Below are 21046 nucleotides of genomic sequence, written 5' to 3'. Positions count from 1 at the left end.
AGGAGATATGGCAATGGAAATTTTAAAAATCGAGCATTTATCTAAAATATACGGAACAGGCGAATCGTCGGTAAAGGCGCTTGACGATATTTCATTTTCGGTTCAAAAAGGCGAATTCGTCGCGATTATCGGCCCGTCCGGATCGGGGAAATCCACGCTGCTGCATATGCTGGGCGGTGTGGATCGGCCGACTAGCGGCAAAGTCCTCGTAGAGGGTACGGACATGTATAACTTGGACGAAACGCAGCTGGCCATCTTCAGGCGGAGACAAATCGGACTGATCTACCAGTTTTTTAATCTGATTCCCGTCCTGACGGTGGAAGAGAATATTACGCTCCCGCTCTTGCTTGATAACCAAAAGGTAGATCAGAGGCAGTTGGATGGTCTGGTTAAGACTCTGAATCTGCAACATCGTTTAAACCATCTGCCCAATCAATTATCAGGCGGACAACAGCAAAGGGTGTCGATCGGAAGAGCGGTCATTAGTAATCCTGCCATTATGCTGGCGGACGAACCCACCGGGAATTTGGACAGCAAGAATAGCAGCGAGATCATCGACTTATTACAAATGTTGAATAAAACCTATCGCCAGACATTGATCGTGATCACGCATGACGAACGAATCGCTTTGCAAGCGGACAGGGTCATTTCGATTGAGGACGGAAGAATGGCCAAAGACGAGGTGATTCGCCCTTGAATATTGTCAATAAACTCACCGTCAGACATGTGAGGCAAAACAAGAGACGAACGCTTGTAACCATTCTAGGTGTCATGTTGTCAGTTGCCATGGTGACGGCTGTTGCAACGCTTGGTTTTTCTTACTTGGATTTAATGAAAAGGCAAACCATCGCGGATGAAGGGGAATGGCATGTCCTATACCAAGATGTCAACAAGGAACAGCTTGCAGCGATAAAAAACGATGATGCAACCAAGACCCTTGCAATCACCAAGGATATTGGCTATGCCCCATTAGAAGGGGGAAAAAATACAAATAAGCCGTATTTGTTCATCAAGGCGTACGATGCACAGGGTTTAGCGCAATTTCCAATTGAATTGAGCAAGGGGCGTCTGCCGCAAACGGACAAGGAAGTTGTGATTTCTGAAGCCGTTGCGACAAACGCCAAGGTGAAATATGAAATTGGGGATCGTCTTACCCTTCGCATCGGCAAACGATTCGAAGTAGGGAACGATCAACCGCTGGATCAAACCGAATCGCTGCGTTTCGTAGATAACGAAAAGAACGAAACGCTGCAAAATATAACGACAAGGGATTACACGGCGGTAGGCTTCATCAAGCATCCCGTATGGGAACCGGCGTGGGCCCCGGGGTATACGACCATTAGCTATGTCGATGAAAACCTCATGGGGGCAAACGATCGAGTCCATGCGGCGGTGGTCTTGCAAAAGGTCAATCAGTCCTTATTCGCTCATGCGGCAAATTTGGCAAAGGACAACCATATCGAAACGGTCCAATATCATCACGATTTGCTTCATTATTATGGCGTCTCCAAAAGCGAAGCTTCGTACAGCACGATGTTCTCATTATCGGTGATCCTGATCGCGGTTATTATGATCGGCTCGGTTTCGCTCATCTATAATGCTTTTGCGATTTCCGTCTCGGAACGTTCCCGCCATTTAGGGATGCTGGCAAGCGTGGGGGCTACAAAAAGGCAGAAGAGAAATTCGGTGTTTTTTGAAGGTGTCATTATTGGCTTGATCAGCATTCCTGTTGGAATCCTATGCGGTCTTGCCGGGATCGGCATTACTTTTCAGTTTATTAACGCTACAATACAAGGAGCTTTAGGAATTACTGAAAAGCTAACGGTAATCGTCACGCCGTTATCACTTTTGATTACCTGCGCTGTTTCGATGTTGACGATTTTCATTTCGACGTATTACCCGGCCGTCAAAGCATCCCGGATTTCCGCCATGGATGCGATACGCCAAACAACCGATGTGAAGCTTACGGGCAAAACCGTGAAAACATCGAAATGGATTCGAAAGCTCTTCGGAATCGAAGCGGAGATCGGATTGAAAAACTTAAAAAGGAACAAGCGGAGGTACCATGCCACCGTATTCTCGCTCGTGATCAGCATCGTTCTGTTTTTAACGGTATCATTTTTTACCAGCAATCTGAAACAATCCTTGGCCATGTCGCAGGAAGGCGTCAATTATGATATTGAGCTATCCTATGGCAATGAAAAAAGAATAGACGATCGGTTGGTTCAATCCATTGCATCCCTTTCGGATGTGTCGGAATACAGCGTGATTCATGAGTTGTACAGGAACGCTTGGATCGAAGAAGCGTCCATCGCCGATGAATTGCAGGAGGCGGTCAAGAAGGATAAGAGCATGCTGAAGGACGGAAAATATCCTTATGATATTAAAATCGCTGCACTAAATGATTCGAACCTGCGGGCTTATGCCAAAGCAGTCGGCGCAGATTACGAGTCACTGACGGATCCGGATCATCCCGCCGCCATCGTGATCGATACGATCGATTATAAAGATATGGATACGGGAAAATACGTCCAAACGAAGGCTATTCATGCGAGTGTCGGGCAAAGTCTCGATTTGACAACGATCCATGAGGAAACGGAGCAAGAGACGGATGTAAGTAAAGTGTACATTGCGGCGTTGACGGATCGATCTCCGATGGGGATGAGCTTAGTCGGAACAGGCGGGCTAAATATAGTCGTTTCGGAACAGGTCCTGAATCAACTGGCAGACGATAAGAGCGGGGAGTTCGTTCAAACCTTTCTCTATCTGAAAAGTGCGGACCCGCTGAAAACGCAGCAGGAAATCGAAGATATGAAAGAGCCTAATCTGTATGCGTACAATTTGTACCAATCCAGAAAACAGGAAGAACAGATGATACTATTGATGTCCGTCTTTTCTTATGGCTTTATCGTATTAATTTCCGTGATTTCGATTGCGAATATTTTTAATACGATCTCAACGAGCATCTCCCTTCGAAAGCGGGAATTTGCGATGCTGAAATCCGTTGGAATGACGCCAAAAGGCTTTGCGAAAATGATGAACTACGAAAGTGTTGTTTATGGGGCCAAATCACTGCTGTTCGGGCTTCCTATCAGCTTCATCGTGATGTATGTGATCTATAAGGCATTTGCGAACAAATTTAGCTACGGATTCGTCCTTCCCTGGATGAGTATTCTGTCTGTCATTGCCGCCGTATTTGTCATTGTCGGTTCTGCCATGCTTTATTCCAGCGCGAAAGTAAAAAAGGATAACATTATCGACGCGTTAAAGCAGGAGAGTATATAAAAATGACCGGCTCTGACTTGAAACTGCAAGGAAAGACAGTGTCAACCATCATTAGAATAAAGTCATAAGGGGGACCTCGTCTTGGGGATCGATGCAATCTATACGAATCTACGTATTTTAATGCTGCCGGTCATATTAATTATCGGGATCGAATTCGTTCTAATCGGGTTATATTATTATCTTTATTATAGAAAACAAAAATCAGAGGGAAAGCCACGGATTCAAATGAAAAAGCTTTTTCTTGGCGCACTGTTTATCGGATATGTTGTATTTGTACTCGAGCTAACTATGTTGGGCCGCGGCAATTCTCATTTCTTGCAGATGAATCTCCATCCATTCAGCGATTATGTTGAAGCATGGAACAAGTATTCCTTACGTGATCTTCAGAACGGTATATTTAATATCATCATGTTTATCCCGATGGGAATATTGCTGCCTTTTATCAGTCGAAAATGTAAAGCATTTAAGTGGCTGCTTCTAGTCGTTGTAGGTTCTACGCTCTTTATTGAAACTTACCAGACGCTGTCAGGGGCAGGGCTGTTTGAGCTTGCTGATATCATGAACAACACGCTTGGTGGTATTTTTGGATATCAGTTATACAGACTTGCTGCTTCCATTGTTCATAACAAAAAAGTCAGAATGAAAAGTCTGCTGGGAAACCTGGCGATACCTCTGATCATGGGTTTGTTTTTTGTCGGTATGCATATTGTGTATTCCCAACAGGAGTTCGGCAATCTGGCCATAAACACATATACACAATGGAATATGACAGATGTTGAAGTGACAACATCCCTTCAGCTAAGCTCGGTACCTGCGGTCGCCCCCGTATACAAGAAAATCACTCAGCGGGATAGTGTAGAAGCCCTGCTGCAGCAAAAGTTAGGATTATCTGTGTTGAAGGTTAAGGAGCGAGGCGGCGATCGTGAGGTTCTAATGGAAGACAAATCAGGAACATCATATACATTCTATCAATCCCAAGAGGGGAACTGGTCGTTAACCGAGAACAATTATGTACCAGATCGGGCTTCATTCGCTGACCAAGAACCGCTGCTCTCAAAAGCCAAAATCATGATGGCCGATCTTGGCATACTCCCCCAAGAGGCTGATGTTACAGCGTTGGAGGACGGAGAATTTCAATGGACCCTCCCGGATAAAGCGGGGTTAACCGAAAGTTACTGGACTGGCGAATTGTTACTCGGTCTTAAACAAGATGGCAGTATCTATTCGATAAATAACGGGATCCAAGAGAATCAATTCATTAAGGAAGTAGATATCCTGTCTCCTGCAGAGGTATATGAGCGTATCAAGGATGGAGAATTTCCTCAAATCAAAAGAAATGCAATATTAAAGCCTGATCAACTCGTCATTAAAAAAGGTGACCAACTAGATATAACAGGAATTGAGCTTACGTTTATATATGACACGAAGGGCTTCTATCAGCCTGTATACAGAGTACACGGTGTATTTAATGGGGATTCGGATTGGTTCACCTTAATTCAGGCAAGAAGGAGCTAGGAGAGTATATAGTAAGTAACGGCACTTGATTGAAGTCAGGGCCGTTAAGGTGTAATCCAACTTTCAAAGCGCTTCCGAAAATTTCGGAGCGCTTTTTCTCATCGTAGTGATCCATATGACGATATATAAATAGTAAAGAAAAGTGCTGATTTTGGCATTTTTAAATTGTATTGGTTATTTTTTGTAAAAAAATGACGTAAATAAGTATTGACCGCTGGAATATTAATCAATATGATTACTGTATAGAGAAATATACTAATATTTGGGTTCGATCCTAGAGGGTGGTGTTAGCTTGGAAAGGACAGCCACGATTCGCGAACAAATGGAAGAGTTTCTACATAAGCACGAAATGACGATTAATCGATTTGCTGAGATATCGGGGGTCAATAGCGGCACACTCAGCAACATTCTGAATGGGAACCGTCCGATTTCCATGCAGCAGTTGGACCGGATTACGTTAGGTATGGGTCTGGAAGAGGGTTATTTTTACGAGTTGTATATAGATGAATGCATCTTTCATGCTACGCCGGATTGGCGTCGGCTGGGTCCGTTTCTTCACCGATGCGCGGAGCTGGGGAAGCTGAATTGTTTGGACAAGGCTGTCCGGATGACGATGGATAATATCTCTTATTCCCCCTTACTCTTTGAAACGGCAGAGCTTTTTTTCAAAGAGGGAAAACATGAGGCGGCTGTACTGCTGTATAAAAGTGTGGCGGAGAGTGAACGATTTCAGCATTCGGAGCGGTTGGCCCTTTGTCAGTATCGGTTGTTTGTATTAGAACTCACAGATGATCAGGATGCAAACTTGCAGGCTGCCGTTTATTTTGAGCCGTTTGTGGATCGTTTAGATGAAATGTATCAGTTGGATGCATTAAGACAATTGATCAATATAAATGTATCGCTAAATCGATGGGATAAAGTTGAAGAATTAGCTAAAAAAATGGGTAGTAAAGCAAAGATTCAGTATCAGAATGATGTGAAAATGTATGATCTAGAGGCAGGAGAGGTGAAACCTTTAATATTCTATATTTTGTACGCTCAATTAATTCAAGCAAATGTTTGTCGAGAAAGAGGAAATTATGAGCAAGGATTATACTATGTATCATTATATATGAATCCTGACTGGGTTACTGAGCCTTCTATAGATGAACTTCGGGTTATCAATCAGTTTAAGGACTGGGGAGAGGCTAATAAATATCTCTACCAGCTTATGGTTGGACAAGTTGAGGTTTTAACTGATTACGTAGAATACATTTCGACTAGAGAGAATGAAATTTTCACTGCACTGTGTAATATTATGATCGCTGCCAATCGTTTTGACTTGAACGTAGAACAAATATTGGAACGTTTTGAGGTGTATTTAATACTTAAAGATCAATCAAGTAATATAGGCACCATTAATCGACAAGTTAATACTGAAAGATATACCCGACTTTTGTCTGAATTAGGAATATATTATTTGAATTCAAAAAATTACGACAAAGGTTTACAATTTATATTGGAAAGTTTAGACAGATCTATTACAATAAATAGTAACAGGGGTATGCTAAGATGTATGGGATTATTTGAACAGTTTCGCGATTTTTCTTCGTATGAATGTCAGAAACGCTATAAAACTTTAGTAAGTGAGGTGCAGGATTTAAATGAAAAGAAAATTGGCTTGTCTACTAGCTACATTTAGTATTGTAATGCTAATAACATTACCCGTTATTTCAAACAATGCGGATCTGTTAGATCCGACACATCGGGCAACATTATCACATGATCATGGTGTCGGAAGCTAATAAGTTAGGATACAGTGATAATACTGGTACTAAAGATATCTTAAAGAAGATAGTTCCTGAAAAACGAGGGACTATCTTCTTTTTATTAATGTATTTTTCGAATTATAAAAAAAGAGCAATTCATTATCACTATTGACCAAACGAATGTAAAATAATAGCATGTTATTATTTACTATACTAATACTTGGTTTTCCATCTGGGGGTGTTGTTACTTGGAGACGACAGCCACGATTCGCGGAGAAATAGTTAGATATTTGCAGAATCATCATATGACAATCAACCAATTTGCCAGGATATCGGGTATTAACAGCGGGACACTTAGTAATATCCTGAATGGGAATCGTCCTATGTCCATGCACCAGTTAGACCGGATAACCGAAGGGATGGGTCTGGAAGAGGGGCATTTCTACGAACTTTACATAACGGAAAGCATTTTTCATACGACTCCGGATTGGCGAAGGCTTGGACCTTTTCTTGAGCGATGTGCAGAACTGGATAAATTGGATTGTTTGCATAGAGCTGCACGAATGACGATGGAAAACATTAACTACGCACCGATGCTTTTTGATATGGCGGAGACCTTATTCAACGAGGAGAAGCGTGAAGCCGCAGCTTTGTTATACGAGTGCGTTGCCGAGTGCGAAAAATTTCAGTATTCCGAACGGTTAGCTCTTTGCCAGTATCGACTATTCTTAATCAGGTTAGGTGAGAACCAAGAGGAAAATTTACAAGCTGCTGTATACTTTGAGCCTTATATTGATAGGTTAGATGAAATCTATCAATTGGATGCGTTAGTTAAGCTTATTAATTTAAATATATCTTTGCAGCGAATGGATAAAATCGAAGCTCTAGCCAAAAGAATGGAACATCAAGCCAGAATTCATTATCAGCAAAATAGAGATACGTTTGAATCGCTTGAATTTCCAAAGAGACCTCTTCTTTTTTATTTACTATATTCGTACCTAATTCAGGCATTTGTGTATCAAGAACGAGGTGATTACGATCATGCTCTCCACTATGTATCATTGTATGATAAACCAGATTGGGTAATAAATCCGAGCCAAGAGGAATCTCTGATTTTGGAGCAGTTCAGCGAATGGGCTGAGGCTAATCGATATATGTATGGTTTAATGAGTGGGCAGCCAGGTTCTCTGAATCAGTATGTAGATTATGTTGAATCAAGAAATGATGAGATTTTTCTAGCTCTATGCAATATCATGGTCGCAGCTAATCGTTATCAACTTCAGGTTGATCCAATTTTGGAACGCTTTAAAGAGCATCTGCATTATAGATCGCAGCAAAATCAACTTGGAAAGGTTAGCAATCGGGTCACATTAAACCGGTACACCCGCCTCCTCGCCGAGTTAGGGATATACTATTTAAATGCTAAACAGTATGATCGGGGGTTATCCTATATCCTGGACAGCCTCGAGTATTCGATCAGAACCAAAAGTGATAACGGGATGCTGCGGTGCATGGGGATCTTCGAGCAGTTCCGTCAGTACGCATCCGAGGAAATACAGAAACGGTATAATGAATTCATTCGTGATGTCCAAAAGTTATCCGTGTATGCTTGGAGCCCGCTTGTGTAGGGCTCTATACGTGCGTCTACAGGTTAATGTACAACGCTGAATAGGCGACAGACTGGCCCTATAAGCTGCCATGAAGCTTCCCGAGGCTATAGCCTAATATCCGGGTTTGTGATAAACTCGGATAAGTTTATTTTTACATATCGCTTGAAAGTAAGGAGTTCATGTCATGACATCAAGAACATCAATAGATCAAAACACAACTTCCGCCGGGCGCACATGGATGATGTTTGCAGGTATTATCCTGATTGCCATTAACCTGAGAGCGGCGATTACATCGGTTGGCCCGCTGATCGGGATCATCCGCGACGATACGGGAATCTCGAACACGTTGGCGGGTATGCTCACTACACTGCCGCTATTAGCCTTTGCTTTATTGTCGCCAATGGCACCGGCCATGGCTAAAAAATGGGGGCTGGAGACTACTCTTTTACTAAGTATGGTGGTGCTGACATTCGGCATCGGCATCCGCTCGATATCATCCCCTTATACGCTGTTAATCGGTACCGCATTTCTCGGAATGGCTATAGCCGTTGGGAACGTGCTGCTTCCAAGTCTGGTCAAGCGGGATTTCCCGCGGCATATCGGGTTGATGACGGGGACGTACTCTGCTTCGATGAACCTGCTCGCCGCGATCGCATCCGGGATCAGCGTGCCGCTGGCTACCCAAGCAGGTCTTGGTTGGCAAGGGTCCCTATTAATTTGGGGTTCGTTATCCGTCTTGGCTCTCATCGTATGGATCATCCAGCGCCGGAGCTCCGGAAGAACCGCTGAGGTCAGTTCGGCTGCTACCAAACATCAGAGTGTGCTGAGGTCACCGCTTGCTTGGTACATTACTTTATTCATGGGTCTTCAATCGTTTACGTTCTACGTGAACATCTCATGGCTGCCCGAGATTCTAAGAAGCCAAGGCATGGATTATAGTGCCGCGGGCTGGATGCTCTCGATTCTCCAATTTGTCAGCCTGCCATTCTCCTTTATTATTCCTGTTCTGGCTGGGAGGAATCCCAATCAGCGCATGCTGGTGACGATCTCTGCCTTGTCTATGCTGACCGGATATGCAGGCTTGTTTTCTGGCCTGACTTCATTAAATCTGCTATGGGTGATGCTGGTAGGTATTTCAGGCGGGGCCAATTTCAGTTTATCCCTGATGTTCTTTACCCTTCGTACGAAATCGGCTCAAGAAGCTGCCGCTTTATCCGGTATGGCCCAGTCGCTAGGTTATTTATTGGCTGCTGTAGGTCCGCTGCTCATCGGTTTCCTGCATGATGCGACAGGCGGATGGAAGGTGCCTCTGGCGGTATTATCCGCCATTGTCGTTGTATTGTTCATTTTTGGTTTTGGCGCTGCGAAACCAGGGTATCTGTCCGTGCCGAACGAAACGAAGCCGGAGGCTTAACGTTATACAAGTCACATAATAGTGGCGCATACATTGAATAGGAACAGAAGAGCGATCCATGGACATAAGTTCAGCTGGGTCGTTCTTTTTTTAGTACATATAGTGGAATTTCACACGATATCACTCAAAATTCTTTAGATTTTCATAGCGTTTACATAAATGGGTAGATTGATCATGAGAGTTTGGTATACTCTGAAATTTGATAAAGATGACCTGTATACTTAACGGTTAACGGGTTTACGATTTCTATTACAAGACACCAAGCATATGGGGAGCGATGAATATTGAATCCGGAGACAGACAAAGAACAAGTTCAAGCTCAAGTTGGCAATAGGCAGCCCTCTGGCAGGTGGCGTGCCCTCGGCGAAACCTGGTGGACCGCTCTGCAGCTGGGGCTCACATCGTTTGGCGGACCGATCGCACATCTTGGATACTTCCACCAGACTTATGTGCGCCGCAAGCAATGGTTGGACGAAAAAAGCTATGCGGATCTGGTGGCCCTGGCCCAATTTCTTCCCGGACCCGCCAGCAGCCAGGTGGGTATTGGTGTTGGGATGATGCGAGCGGGCATCTGGGGCGGCATCGTCGCCTGGCTTGGCTTCACATTACCGTCCGTGCTCATGCTTATGATCTTCGCCTATTTGATGCAAACCTTCGATCCCGGCTCGGCAGGCTGGATTCAAGGACTTAAAATTGTCGCAGTGGCCATCGTTGCGCAGGCGGTTCTGGGTATGGCAGGAAAGCTGGCCTCAGGCCCTGTAAGGGCGGCTATAGCGTTAATAGCCATGGCAGTCGTTCTGCTGTGGCAGAGTCCCATTTCTCAAGTGACGGTCATCGCTCTTGCCGGCCTATCGGGACTGTGGTTGTTCAAGCGTCAAGCGAACGAAGAAGCAGCACCCGAGATAAAGATGCCGATCGGACGGAGAGCCGGACTCTTTTGCTTGGGCCTGTTTGTTGTGTTATTAGTGGGTCTGCCGCTCCTTAAAGGGTTGACCGATAACGGTTGGGTAGCCATGGTGGACAGCTTCTACCGAGCCGGATCGCTAGTATTCGGCGGAGGGCACGTCGTTCTCCCGCTGCTGGAGAATGAGACGGTGCTGAACGGCTGGATGTCTAAAGAGGATTTCCTGACGGGTTACGGAGCAACACAGGCAGTACCCGGTCCGTTATTTACTTTTGCCGCTTACCTCGGGGTCTTGATTCAGGGGATTCCTGGAGGTATCGTTGCTACACTGGCTATCTTTTTGCCTGGATTTCTGCTTATCGTAGGGGCCATGCCTTTCTGGAACAGCATCCGCAGAAACCCTAAGCTGCAAGGCTTGCTGACGGGCATGAATGCGGCAGTGGTCGGGATTCTATTGGCTGCTCTATACCATCCCATATGGACATCCTCCATCCACAGTCCGCTTGAATTTGTGATCGGCGCGGGGCTGTTCGGGATGCTGATGTTCTGGAAGAGCCCTCCGTGGCTTGTTGTGATTGCCGGTGCATTAGCCGGACAGCTTCTCCTGTAATTCATTGATTTGGACCTCGGCGCTGTGTGCCGGGGTCTATTTGATTTTTCAGGAGTAAATCACGGCAGATTGGTTAAATATTTAGGGTGTACCTCTCTTCTTGAAGTATATCTTGAAGCAAAGAGTTCTTGCGCTTAATTCGATATAGAAATGAGTGGATAAACCTACATGTTGGATACCGAAGTGAAGGATTGCATTATCATTGGCGGCGGAATTGCAGGTCTGCAGGCGGCTATACAGCTGGGGCGGTATTCTGCCTATGATGTCCTGGTGATCGACCGGGGAACGGGGCGGTCCACCATCTGCAAGAGTTACCGCAATATCCTTGGATGGCCAGATGGGGTCTCTGGTGAAGAGCTCAGGGGGCGGGGGCGCCTGCAGGCGGAATCTGTCGGCGTTACGTTTGCAGCCGATGATATCCGGAAGGCGGAACGGGATGAATCGGAGTATTTTGTGTTAACTGGTAAAGATGGGGTTCATTACAGGGCCAAAACCTTGCTGCTCGCAACAGGCGTGATGGACCGTTTTCCCCAGCTGCCAGGCCTGATGCCCACGCTGGGCACATCCGTCTTTGTATGTCCTGATTGCGATGGTTATGAAATTCAGGATCGCAAGACCGTCGTAATGGGATCAGGTGATCCCGGTGCCAGTATGGCTGTGCTGCTATCGGAGCGAACCCAGGATATCATCTACATCAATCATGAGGGGGAGCCGGCTTCTTCCGAGCATATGTCCCAATTGGCGGAGCTCGGGATTCCGTATATAGAGAAAAAGGTGTCGGAAATTCATGAGGAAGGCGGCATCCTATCGGCCGTTGTGTTGGAGGATGGGAGCATCGTGCCTGCGGAACGGGGGTTCCTATCTTTTGGCGGGAATATGATCCATTCCGAATTGGCCGAGCAGTTGGGGGCAGAGCTGGAGCACAACCGTCATGTCAAGACCGATCCAAGGTCCAAAATGACGAGTGTCGAGTCACTTTGGGCCGCGGGTGACCTGGGCGTCCATTCCGAATTAACCACCGTGGCGATGGGGGAAGGCGCAATGGCTGCGATCTGGATTAACAAGACTCTGAAGAAGATGACTAGCGGAGCCGTTACATGAGGATGTTATAGAAATAGATCAGAACAATCCGAAAATCTCGGTACGAACCAGTCGATGCAGTAATATTAAAAAACCCGCCTGTTCAATTACGGCAAGTAGTGAGAATGGCCGTGGATCAAGGCGGGTTTTGTTGTCTTCTGAGAAAATAAACCGATCCGCGTTTACAGACCGAAGCGGGTGATATGATCTTCGAGGTTATACTTTTGCAGTAATTCGGTTTGCTTGGGACCGATCAGATCAAAATGCGGGTAAGGCAGACGGTAATGGATATATTCCGGATTAAGTCCGTTGGATACACACCAGTCTTCCAGGCGCTGGATGTTCGAGCATCCTACTTTGGTTACGGTATTAAACTCCGGAAACCGTTTGTCGAACCAATAATGGGTCAAAAAAGCGATGTCTCCTTGTGCAACCTTCTGCTTCCATTGCTGCAATTCCTGTCTCGAGATGCCGAATGCCATGTTTGTCTCATCCTTATAAGTGTATTCATGCTTCTCATTATATCAGCATATACTTGACTGCACCTACTTGTTTGTTTTCCTAGGATGACGCTGCTATATACAAGCGTTACATTTTACCGTTGATCGGATGGATATCGAAGAGGGGGATACGATATGATACTGGAATCAGCGATACTTTATATCAAACCGGGGCTGGCAAGCGAGTTTGAAAGTGCCTTTCGGGAAGCTTCCGCCGTTCTGTTAACGAAAAAGGGATATGTAAGCCATGAGCTTAACAAGTGCGTGGAGAACCGGGATGAATATATATTCCTTGTCCGCTGGAGCGGCATTAAGGATCACCTGATCGGCTTCCGCGGGCATCCGGACTATAAGCTGTGGAATGCGTCCCTGGAGCCGTTTTATGCCCGGCCGCCTGAGGTTAAGCATTATATCGATATCCGGATCGATCGTCGCGAGCAGGCTGAAGCGGAGCTGACCAAACTATTGATTCCAGAAAGCAGGACGGATTCGACTTCTTCACAGGAAGAAAGGACGGCAGAATAATCAGATTTTTAAATATCGGATGATCCGTCCATAGGGTGCACTTTCGGAAGCTGTCCTTGGACAGCTTCTTGCCGCATTTGAAAGGACGGGGGAGCCGAATATCCGGCAATCGCTCTTATTTTGCCCCGAGTAACAGGAATTATGGGTTGTGATGACGAACTTTGTTGTAAAGTTAAACTACATAAGGAGTGGTTACAATTACTATAGATTATCATGGCGTTCGCCGTCTTGCCGACGACATTCGAGCAAACGTTTCCAAAGTTATGGTAGGTAAAGAGCAGCTGATTGACAGACTATTCATTGCTATGGTCACTTCTGGTCATGTTCTGTTGGAGGATGTGCCGGGTACAGGCAAGACATTGCTGGCCAAATCCATCTCGAAATCGATTGATTGCACGTTTAAGAGAGTACAGTTCACGCCGGATTTGCTGCCGTCGGATCTGAGCGGCATCTACTTCTATAATCAACAATCCGCGACGTTTGAATTCCGTCCGGGTCCTCTGTTCACGAATATCCTTCTAGCCGATGAAATCAACCGGGCGACACCTCGTACGCAGTCCAGTTTATTGGAGTGCATGGAGGAACGCCAGATCAGCATTGACGGTGTAACCCATCAGCTGAAAGAGCCGTTTTTGGTGATCGCGACGCAAAATCCGCTGGAACAGCAAGGAACGTTTCCGCTGCCGGAGGCACAGCTGGACCGCTTTCTGTTCAAACTGAATATGGGATACCCTACCTCAGAGGAAAGCGTGAATATTCTGAAGCGATTTAAAGATGATCAACCCTTGGAGTCCCTAATGGCGATTGCAACGTCTGAGCGGATCGTACAAGCCAGACATATCGTCAGCAAAGTACATGTCAGTGATGTGATGTTATCCTATATCGTTGCGCTTTCCGAGCATTCAAGACGGGATGAGGCGGTTGCCTCGGGCGTAAGCCCAAGGGGCTGCCAAGCCTTATTGAAGGCGGTGCAAGTACAAGCCGTCCTGAAGGGCAGGGAGTTTGTTACCCCTGATGATGTGAAGGAATTGGCTGTGCCGACATGGGCGCATCGGCTGAAGCTTCGAGGGACGCTTCACAGCCGCGGCGGTGCGGCCGCGGCGGAAGAAGTGATCGAACGGCTGCTGCAGCAGGTTCCCGTACCGACAGAAGAAGGCATTTCGTCGTAGGGGGCGGATGGCGATGGGAGCCTATTGGATATTGTTAATCGCCGCTGTGGTCATCGTTGTGCAGGGCAAGGTTTTCAAACGGACGGCACTCAAAAAGCTGAACTACAGCCGTTCCTTCAAGGTGTCGACCTGCTATGAGGGAGATTCCGTGGAATTGATCGAAATCATTGAGAACCGCAAAGCGCTGCCTGTGCCCTGGTTAAGAGTAGAATCCCAATTCCGCTCGGGGCTGGCATTTGATAATCAATTGAACCTGGATATCAGTGAGGGGCAATTCAATCAGAACCACAAGAGCTTCTTCAGTCTTCTGCCATGGACCAAGATCCTTCGCAGACATCGGATTACCGCTAAGCGCAGAGGTCTGTACAAGCTGGGTACGGTATCGATGACGACGGGGGATCTGGTCGGAATGGAGTCGATTGTCCAGAGCAAGACGTTGTCCGGTGGCATTATCGTGTACCCGATGCCGATGGATGTGACGGACATGGCCCTCCCGGTCCAGACCTGGATGGGCGAAATGCTGGTGCGAAGATGGATCTTGGAGGATCCTTTCCTGATATCAGGCGTACGCGAATATCGGGACGGCGATCCGCTGAAGGATATTCAATGGAAAGCGACCGCACGGACGGGCATCTTGCAGGTTCACAGGCGGGATACCACAGCGGACAGCCGACTCTTGATCTATCTGAATATAGAGGATCATGAGCAGATGTGGAGCAAAGCGACGCGGCCCGAGCCGATCGAGTATGGCATCCGACTGGCAGCGGGCATTACAGCTCATTTATTACCGCAGGGCATGGAGATCGGAATGGGAACAAACGGAACGCTTGGCGAGGATTCAACCGATGAAGCATTCGTCCCGGTTGCAGGCGGCATGACACAGCAGCATCTGATATTTGAAATGCTGGCGAGACTGGAGCTGACCCGAAAGGCTTCTTTTCATGATTATCTGGCCTCTGAACTGTCCCGGCATGAAGAGGCTAGAGATATCCTCATTCTAAGCACTTACGTCAGTCCCAGGCTGGAAGAGATGTTTCAGCGTTTTCGGGACCATGGGCACACGATTCAGGTATTTCCTCTCGGTGAAGCGCCGTCTCCTGCGAAGGAGGTGTCTGCATGACCTCTCGAGACACTGGATTTATAAAAACGTTCTTGCAGGGATTCGTGGAATGCGTGCTCTATTTTCCGGTACTCTTTATTCCGGCGTTCTATCTGCTGCCTGAATCGCACCGATGGGTATGGCCTGCCCTAGTATTAGGCGGGTACTTACTTGGCTACACAGGTGCGCGATGGTTCAAGCTGGATCGACAGTTTAAGGCAACCTTATGGGCGTGCCTGGTTTCCATTACGGCAGCCATCGCCTTTGTAGGCGTAGATATCACCCTTGCTTATTTCATCCCCCTTATATTTATTGCCAGTTATCGCGGCAGCCGAATGGAGCAGGCAAGCTGGAATCTGATGTTTCCGGGGACGTATTTCTTAATAGGATTGATTTTGTTCGGGGTCAGCAGTTTTATATTAAGTTTTATGGATTCATTCCAGGGTGGTATATCCTCTCTGACCTGGATGGGGGCAGCGGCGTTAGGATTAACCCTGTTGCTTGTCAATCGGCAGTTGGTGTTGGATGAAACACTGCCAGGCAATGATCAGCCCGTGTTGGAACGTCGGGTTCTGCGTTACAATCGCTGGTTTATCCTCGTATTGCTGCTTCTGGTTGCGGTGGTCGCCTTCTTGCCGCAGCTGCAGCAATGGGTCTCTGATATGGCGAGAGGGATCGCTGCATGGATCTCCGGATGGTTCAGCTCCGGTGCGGAGCAGACTCCGGAACCGCCTTCGTCGTCGGAGCCTCCTCCCGAAATGTCGTTTCTTGATGAAGAAACCAAGCCGCCGAGCCCATGGATGAAAGTATTGGAGCAAGTGCTGATCTATGGCGTGTTCACCGTTATAGGGATCGGGATGATGTATGTTCTGTTCAGGTTTGGCAAAGTCCTGCCTAAACTATATAGAAGATTCTCTGCATGGATGAACAGGATGATGAACAGACAGAACGTTCAGCCCTCGTTAGGTTATGAGGATGAAGTGGAGAATATTGAACATGACCCCGCATCCAAACGACTAAAACGGATGTTGTCCGGTATTCGTATCGGCGGAAAGTTTCGGGCGGGAGAAGGATCGGAGCATTTGAACGAGAAAATTCGCCGAATGTATCGGATGATACTTTCCCGAAGTATCAGGGAAGGCTATAATTGGAAAGCATCGCTAACGCCGCGGGAAACCGAAAGCGATCTTAAGGAATGGAATGGAAGGAAGGATCGTATTCCACAATCCTTGATTGAGCTTTACGAGGAAGCCCGATATGGTACCCGTACCATTACGGAGGAAGAAGTTGAACGGATACAATTGGATAGGAAGCATACATGAGGAGTGAACATCTTGTCGGTACAAAAAGAAAGCAACGCTGTTATTCACTACGGAGATCCCGCGGTCACCGGGGGAGTCTCCGTCTTTGATAAGGAATTTGACAAGCTATTTTATTATGATGGAACGGATCTAGGTTTAACCTACCAACCTGAAGAGTCCACGTTTCGACTGTGGGCACCGACGGCTAGCGAGGCATACGTCCTGCTGTATCCGGATTGGCAGGCAGCAGAAGCCCGGCGTTTCGCGATGACGCGTGATGTGAAGGGAACTTGGCTGCTGAAAGTAGGAGAGAATCTTCAAGGCATGTTCTACACCTACCAGGTCCTTATCGGGGATCAATGGAACGAAGCTGTCGACCCTTATGCTGGCGCCGTAGGCGTCAACGGGGATCGTGCTTACATCTTGGACATGGCCTCGACCGATCCTAAGCACTGGACAGAAGACAAACCGCCGCTTCATAGTCCTCTAGATGCCGTGATCTATGAGCTGCATGTTCGTGATTACACCATTCATCAAGGCAGCGGAGTGAAACATAAAGGCAAGTTTAAAGGTCTGGCGGAGACAGGTACCCGAGGTCCCGGAGGGATTCGTACAGGGCTTGATCATATTGTTGAGCTTGGGGCTACGCATGTAGAGCTGCTCCCGATCTACGATTTTGCGACGGAAAGCGTAGATGAAACCAGGCTTCATGAGCCGCAGTACAATTGGGGATACGACCCGAAGAACTACAATGCTCCCGAGGGCTCGTATTCTACGGATCCGTATGTGCCGGAGGTTCGGATTCGTGAATTGAAGGAGTTGATTCAGACATTCCACGATCAAGGCCTACGGGTCATCATGGATGTGGTGTATAACCATGTATATGACGGGTATCTAATCAATTTCACGAAGCTGGTCCCCGGATATTACCTGCGTTATACGAAGGACGGCAAATTTTCCAACGGATCCGGGTGCGGTAACGATACGGCATCCGAGCGTCCGATGATGCGGAAATTCATTGTGGAATCCGTTCTGCATTGGGTGGAGGAGTACCGGGTTGACGGTTTCCGTTTTGACCTGATGGGATTGCTGGATGTGGAGACGATGAATGAAATCCGGACGCGCCTGGACGAGATTGATCCGTCGATCATCACGATCGGCGAAGGCTGGGTCATGAATACCGAGCTGGAAGAGAAGAAGCGAGCGAATCAGCAGCAAGCAGCCGTGATGCCGCGTATCGCTCACTTTAACGACGGATTCCGCGATGCCGTTAAAGGAGATATTTTTCATTTTGAATATAAGGGCTTTGTGAGCGGCGGCAGTGGAATACTTCATAAAGTGAAGCAAGGCATCGTGGGCGGCATTCCGTATTCCAAAGATATTAAGGCGTTTGCTACTGAACCGGATCAGTGCGTAAATTACGTGGAATGTCATGATAACCATACCCTATGGGACAAAATTATGCTGTCGACCAAAGGGGAAAATGATGCGACACGTCGCGATATGCACCGGCTGTCATCGGCCATGATCCTAACCAGTCAAGGAATCCCTTTCCTGCACGCCGGCCAAGAGTATTACCGCTCCAAGAACGGAGTGGAGAACAGTTATAACGCTAGTGATGAAGTGAATCGGCTGGACTGGGGTATGGCATCGGAGCACCAGGATGGAGTGAAATACATTCAACGGCTCGTTCAGCTCCGGAAGAATCATCCGGCATTCAGATTGAGGGATGCCGCGTCGATTCGTAAGCATCTTCGGTTTGAACCATGTCCTGAGCATGCTGTCGCTTTCACGCTTCGTGATCATGCGGGCGGCGATCCAGAGAAACATATCTATGTGCTCTATTATGCCGGACGGAAAGAGTCCTCCCTTGCTTTGCCTGAGCTGGGCGAATGGAAGATTCTGCTTGGCGAAGAGCATATTACGCGTTTAACCCGGGATTCCCTTGTTGTAGAAGGGATCGGTGCGGTTATCTTATCCTGTTAAATCTATACCGGCAGCGAATATTACCAAGAAATGAATAATGCCTGATTCTATGATCATCTGATATGCTGATGGTATCAGATGATAGAATAGAATCGAGGCGTCCCTTTGAAAAAATATTTCCTGTCACTTTGTTTGCTGCTGTCATTTTCATCGCTTTTTGGCCATCTACAGGCATCCGCGGCTCAAGCTCCTAGTCCGACCGGTTTTCACGATATCTCGGCAAGCTTTGCCAAAGACGCGATCCAGCGTCTGGCCAAGAGAGGTATCGTAAGCGGGGATGGCACAGGAGCTTTTTTGCCGCGAAATCCGGTTACCCGGGCCGAATTCATTGCCATGATTGCCAGAATGCTCAAGCTGGAGCCTGTTCCAAACGATTTGTCCGCGTTTCGGGATGTTTCCAAATCCGCATGGTATTATGGCTGGGTTCACGCGGGACTTAATTTATCCATTGTTGAGGGGAATGGTTACCGGTTCTACCCGAATGCTTCCATAACAAGGCAAGAGGCTGCCGTGATGGTGATTCGTGCTATGAAAGAAAATGGATACTATAACGGAAATACGACCAACTACTATACGGATTCTGCTTCCATCGCGGAATGGGCTTGGAATGCGGTGGGTAAAGCGACGGATACAGGCTGGCTGCAGGGAAGCAAGGGACAGTTCAGACCCCAGGACGCAATCACCCGGGAAGAGACGGCAATGCTGCTGGACCGGGTCTTGCAGTCAGGAAATGTGCTGACCCAGATTAACCTTCAAACTCCTGCAAATGTTCATATGGGCTGGTTGTATAATGGTACGACCCAGCAATACATCACCTATGCCAAACGGGCCGGCTTGAATGTTCTGGTACCGCGCTGGTACTACATGGAGGCAAACGGCAAGGTGACGGACCATACCGACAAGGAGCTGTTGAATTGGGCTCACAACAACAGTCGGCAGGTGTGGGCTATGGTGGGAAACCGCGGGAATGCGGAAGGAACTCACCAAGTACTGAGCAGCGCTCAGTCCCGGAAGTCTGTCGTTGACCGTATTGCAGCGAATGTATCCCGGTATCGATTGGACGGGATCAATATTGATTTTGAGAACGTCATGCCGCAGGATCGCCAGAATCTGACGGCCTTTATCACGCAATTATCCATAGAGATGAGGCGGCTCGGAGCCAAGCTATCCATCGATGTTTCACCTGATCTGAATACGGATTGGACGGCTGCATTCGATTACGCAGCTCTTGGCACACAAGTGGACTATATGGTACTCATGAGTTATGACCAGCACTGGGGCGGTTCACCCAAAGCGGGCTCCGTTTCCTCGCTCCCTTGGAGCGAATCTGGACTGAGCAAGCTGCTGACCCAAGTTCCGGCGAAGAAGAGCATCATCGCGTATCCGCTGTACACGAGGGATTGGAAGATCGCTTCCTCGGTGTCCTCGCAAGACATTACATTGGCTGAGCAGGGACATCGCATACGCCTGAACAAAGCTTCATTCACATGGAATAAGAGCGTGGCGCAGTATGAAGCAGCTTATAACAGCGGCGGCATTCCGCATCGCATATGGACCGAGGAATCCCGTTCTTTATCGATGAAACATCTCATGGCCGCCAAATATCAGATTGCCGGTTATGCCTACTGGTATCCGGGCGCCGAGACGACGGACGTATGGCAGGCCATTCATAACGCGGAGCGTTATGCATCTTATTCGTTCCGGATCTAAACATCAGACATGTTGTTGAATTCAAGACCAGCCTCGATGCGTGTGGTTGGTCTTTTTTTACTTGTAAATGGGCCATTCCGTGATACAATAGTTGAAATTTAGATAGAATATTTTTCCTGTAGGAGTGATCACATGACCGTTCATGCCGAGGAACGTCTGGAGCAGCTGGGTATCAGCCTGCCTAAAGCAGGCTCGCCAGCAGCCAAGTATGCCAACTATGTCATCGTTAACGGGTTGATGTATGTTTCAGGCAAGGGTCCCTCAGGACAGCCGAGAGGGAAGCTCGGAGAGCATTACACAACAGAGCAGGGGTATGAATATGCCCGTCTGACCGGGATTGAAGTTCTGGCCGTATTAAGGGAAGGGCTGGGATCACTTGATAAAGTGAAGCGCGTGGTCAAGGTGCAAGGCTTCGTTAACGCAACAACCGACTATGAGGAGCATCATAAGGTGTTGAATGGATTCTCGGACTTGATGCTTGAGGTGTTCGGGGATCAAGGAATTCACGCCAGATCCGTATTCGGAGCCGTATCCTTACGGGATCAGCTGCCCGTCATTGTAGATTCGATCTTTCAAGTGGAGGAATAGGC

16 protein-coding genes are annotated in these 21046 nt (G+C 47.4%); 15 read left to right on the top strand and 1 reads right to left on the bottom strand.

Features of this window, described 5'->3' with window-relative positions:
• Window positions 1-13: 13 nt before the first annotated feature.
• The 8 genes from MKX98_RS21120 (at window position 14) to MKX98_RS21085 (ending at window position 12187) form a co-directional block, all read left to right on the top strand.
• Window positions 14-697 carry an ABC transporter ATP-binding protein gene (locus MKX98_RS21120; protein ID WP_220684661.1) on the top strand — a complete coding sequence of 228 codons (684 nt, stop codon included), beginning with the start codon at window positions 14-16 and terminating at the stop codon, window positions 695-697.
• On the top strand, window positions 694-3285 hold the full coding sequence (locus MKX98_RS21115) for an FtsX-like permease family protein (protein ID WP_339218222.1): 2592 nt from the start codon (window positions 694-696) through the stop codon (window positions 3283-3285). Before MKX98_RS21120 ends, MKX98_RS21115 begins: the two co-directional genes overlap by 4 nt.
• Before the next feature lie 81 nt (window positions 3286-3366).
• Complete coding sequence (locus MKX98_RS21110; protein WP_339218220.1) at window positions 3367-4800, top strand: VanZ family protein; 1434 nt, start codon at window positions 3367-3369, stop codon at window positions 4798-4800.
• A 292-nt stretch (window positions 4801-5092) separates the two neighbouring features.
• A complete protein-coding gene (locus MKX98_RS21105) occupies window positions 5093-6481 on the top strand; it encodes a helix-turn-helix transcriptional regulator (protein ID WP_194543466.1) in 1389 nt (462 codons plus the stop codon).
• Between the two features lie 315 nt (window positions 6482-6796).
• A complete protein-coding gene (locus tag MKX98_RS21100) occupies window positions 6797-8176 on the top strand; it encodes a helix-turn-helix transcriptional regulator (protein WP_339218217.1) in 1380 nt (459 codons plus the stop codon).
• Between the two features lie 166 nt (window positions 8177-8342).
• Complete coding sequence (locus tag MKX98_RS21095) at window positions 8343-9572, top strand: MFS transporter (protein ID WP_194543464.1); 1230 nt, start codon at window positions 8343-8345, stop codon at window positions 9570-9572.
• 284 nt (window positions 9573-9856) lie between these two features.
• Window positions 9857-11086 (top strand): chromate transporter, encoded by a 1230-nt coding sequence (locus MKX98_RS21090; protein WP_220684665.1) that lies wholly within the window; start codon window positions 9857-9859, stop codon window positions 11084-11086.
• 168 nt (window positions 11087-11254) lie between these two features.
• Window positions 11255-12187, top strand: a complete 933-nt coding sequence (locus MKX98_RS21085) for an NAD(P)/FAD-dependent oxidoreductase (RefSeq protein WP_339218216.1) — start codon at window positions 11255-11257, stop codon at window positions 12185-12187.
• Window positions 12188-12348: 161 nt separating this feature from the next.
• On the opposite strand, the gene MKX98_RS21080 is transcribed toward MKX98_RS21085, so the two are convergent.
• Window positions 12349-12648 carry a hypothetical protein gene (locus MKX98_RS21080; RefSeq protein WP_194543461.1) on the bottom strand — a complete coding sequence of 100 codons (300 nt, stop codon included), beginning with the start codon at window positions 12646-12648 and terminating at the stop codon, window positions 12349-12351.
• A gap of 153 nt (window positions 12649-12801) precedes the next feature.
• Here MKX98_RS21080 and MKX98_RS21075 point away from each other — a divergent pair, with 153 nt between their 5' ends.
• The 7 genes from MKX98_RS21075 to MKX98_RS21045 all read left to right on the top strand — a co-directional run bounded on the left by MKX98_RS21075 (window position 12802) and on the right by MKX98_RS21045 (window position 21044).
• Window positions 12802-13191: an antibiotic biosynthesis monooxygenase gene (locus MKX98_RS21075; RefSeq protein ID WP_194543460.1), complete on the top strand. Its 390-nt coding sequence runs from the start codon at window positions 12802-12804 to the stop codon at window positions 13189-13191.
• Between the two features lie 188 nt (window positions 13192-13379).
• On the top strand, window positions 13380-14360 hold the full coding sequence (locus MKX98_RS21070) for a MoxR family ATPase (protein WP_194543459.1): 981 nt from the start codon (window positions 13380-13382) through the stop codon (window positions 14358-14360).
• Window positions 14361-14373: 13 nt separating this feature from the next.
• A complete protein-coding gene (locus MKX98_RS21065; RefSeq protein ID WP_339218213.1) occupies window positions 14374-15480 on the top strand; it encodes a DUF58 domain-containing protein in 1107 nt (368 codons plus the stop codon).
• The gene (locus MKX98_RS21060; protein ID WP_194543457.1) at window positions 15477-16781 is read left to right on the top strand and encodes a DUF4129 domain-containing protein; all 1305 of its coding nucleotides are present in this window, start codon (window positions 15477-15479) and stop codon (window positions 16779-16781) included. Before MKX98_RS21065 ends, MKX98_RS21060 begins: the two co-directional genes overlap by 4 nt.
• A gap of 12 nt (window positions 16782-16793) precedes the next feature.
• Window positions 16794-18746, top strand: a complete 1953-nt coding sequence (gene pulA, locus MKX98_RS21055) for a type I pullulanase (RefSeq protein WP_339218212.1) — start codon at window positions 16794-16796, stop codon at window positions 18744-18746.
• A gap of 105 nt (window positions 18747-18851) precedes the next feature.
• The gene (locus tag MKX98_RS21050; RefSeq protein ID WP_339218210.1) at window positions 18852-20456 is read left to right on the top strand and encodes an S-layer homology domain-containing protein; all 1605 of its coding nucleotides are present in this window, start codon (window positions 18852-18854) and stop codon (window positions 20454-20456) included.
• Between the two features lie 132 nt (window positions 20457-20588).
• Entirely contained in the window at window positions 20589-21044 is a 456-nt protein-coding gene (locus tag MKX98_RS21045) for a RidA family protein (RefSeq protein WP_127592381.1), read from the top strand.
• Window positions 21045-21046: the final 2 nt, after the last annotated feature.

The organism is Paenibacillus sp. FSL W7-1332, from assembly GCF_037969785.1.
Lineage (GTDB): Bacteria > Bacillota > Bacilli > Paenibacillales > Paenibacillaceae > Paenibacillus_AQ.
Note: the sequence above shows the minus strand (reverse complement) of the source record. Positions and strands in the feature narration are given on the sequence as shown.

Excerpts from the sequence above, each read along its gene's own strand:
- MKX98_RS21080 (WP_194543461.1), bottom strand. The coding sequence starts at position 12,648 with ATGGCATTCGGCATCTCGAGACAGGAATTGCAGCAATGGAAGCAGAAG.
- MKX98_RS21075 (WP_194543460.1), top strand. The coding sequence starts at position 12,802 with ATGATACTGGAATCAGCGATACTTTATATCAAACCGGGGCTGGCAAGC.
- MKX98_RS21060 (WP_194543457.1), top strand. The coding sequence starts at position 15,477 with ATGACCTCTCGAGACACTGGATTTATAAAAACGTTCTTGCAGGGATTC.
- MKX98_RS21045 (WP_127592381.1), top strand. The coding sequence starts at position 20,589 with ATGACCGTTCATGCCGAGGAACGTCTGGAGCAGCTGGGTATCAGCCTG.
- MKX98_RS21095 (WP_194543464.1), top strand. The coding sequence starts at position 8,343 with ATGACATCAAGAACATCAATAGATCAAAACACAACTTCCGCCGGGCGC.
- MKX98_RS21120 (WP_220684661.1), top strand. The coding sequence starts at position 14 with ATGGAAATTTTAAAAATCGAGCATTTATCTAAAATATACGGAACAGGC.
- MKX98_RS21085 (WP_339218216.1), top strand. The coding sequence starts at position 11,255 with ATGTTGGATACCGAAGTGAAGGATTGCATTATCATTGGCGGCGGAATT.
- MKX98_RS21065 (WP_339218213.1), top strand. The coding sequence starts at position 14,374 with ATGGGAGCCTATTGGATATTGTTAATCGCCGCTGTGGTCATCGTTGTG.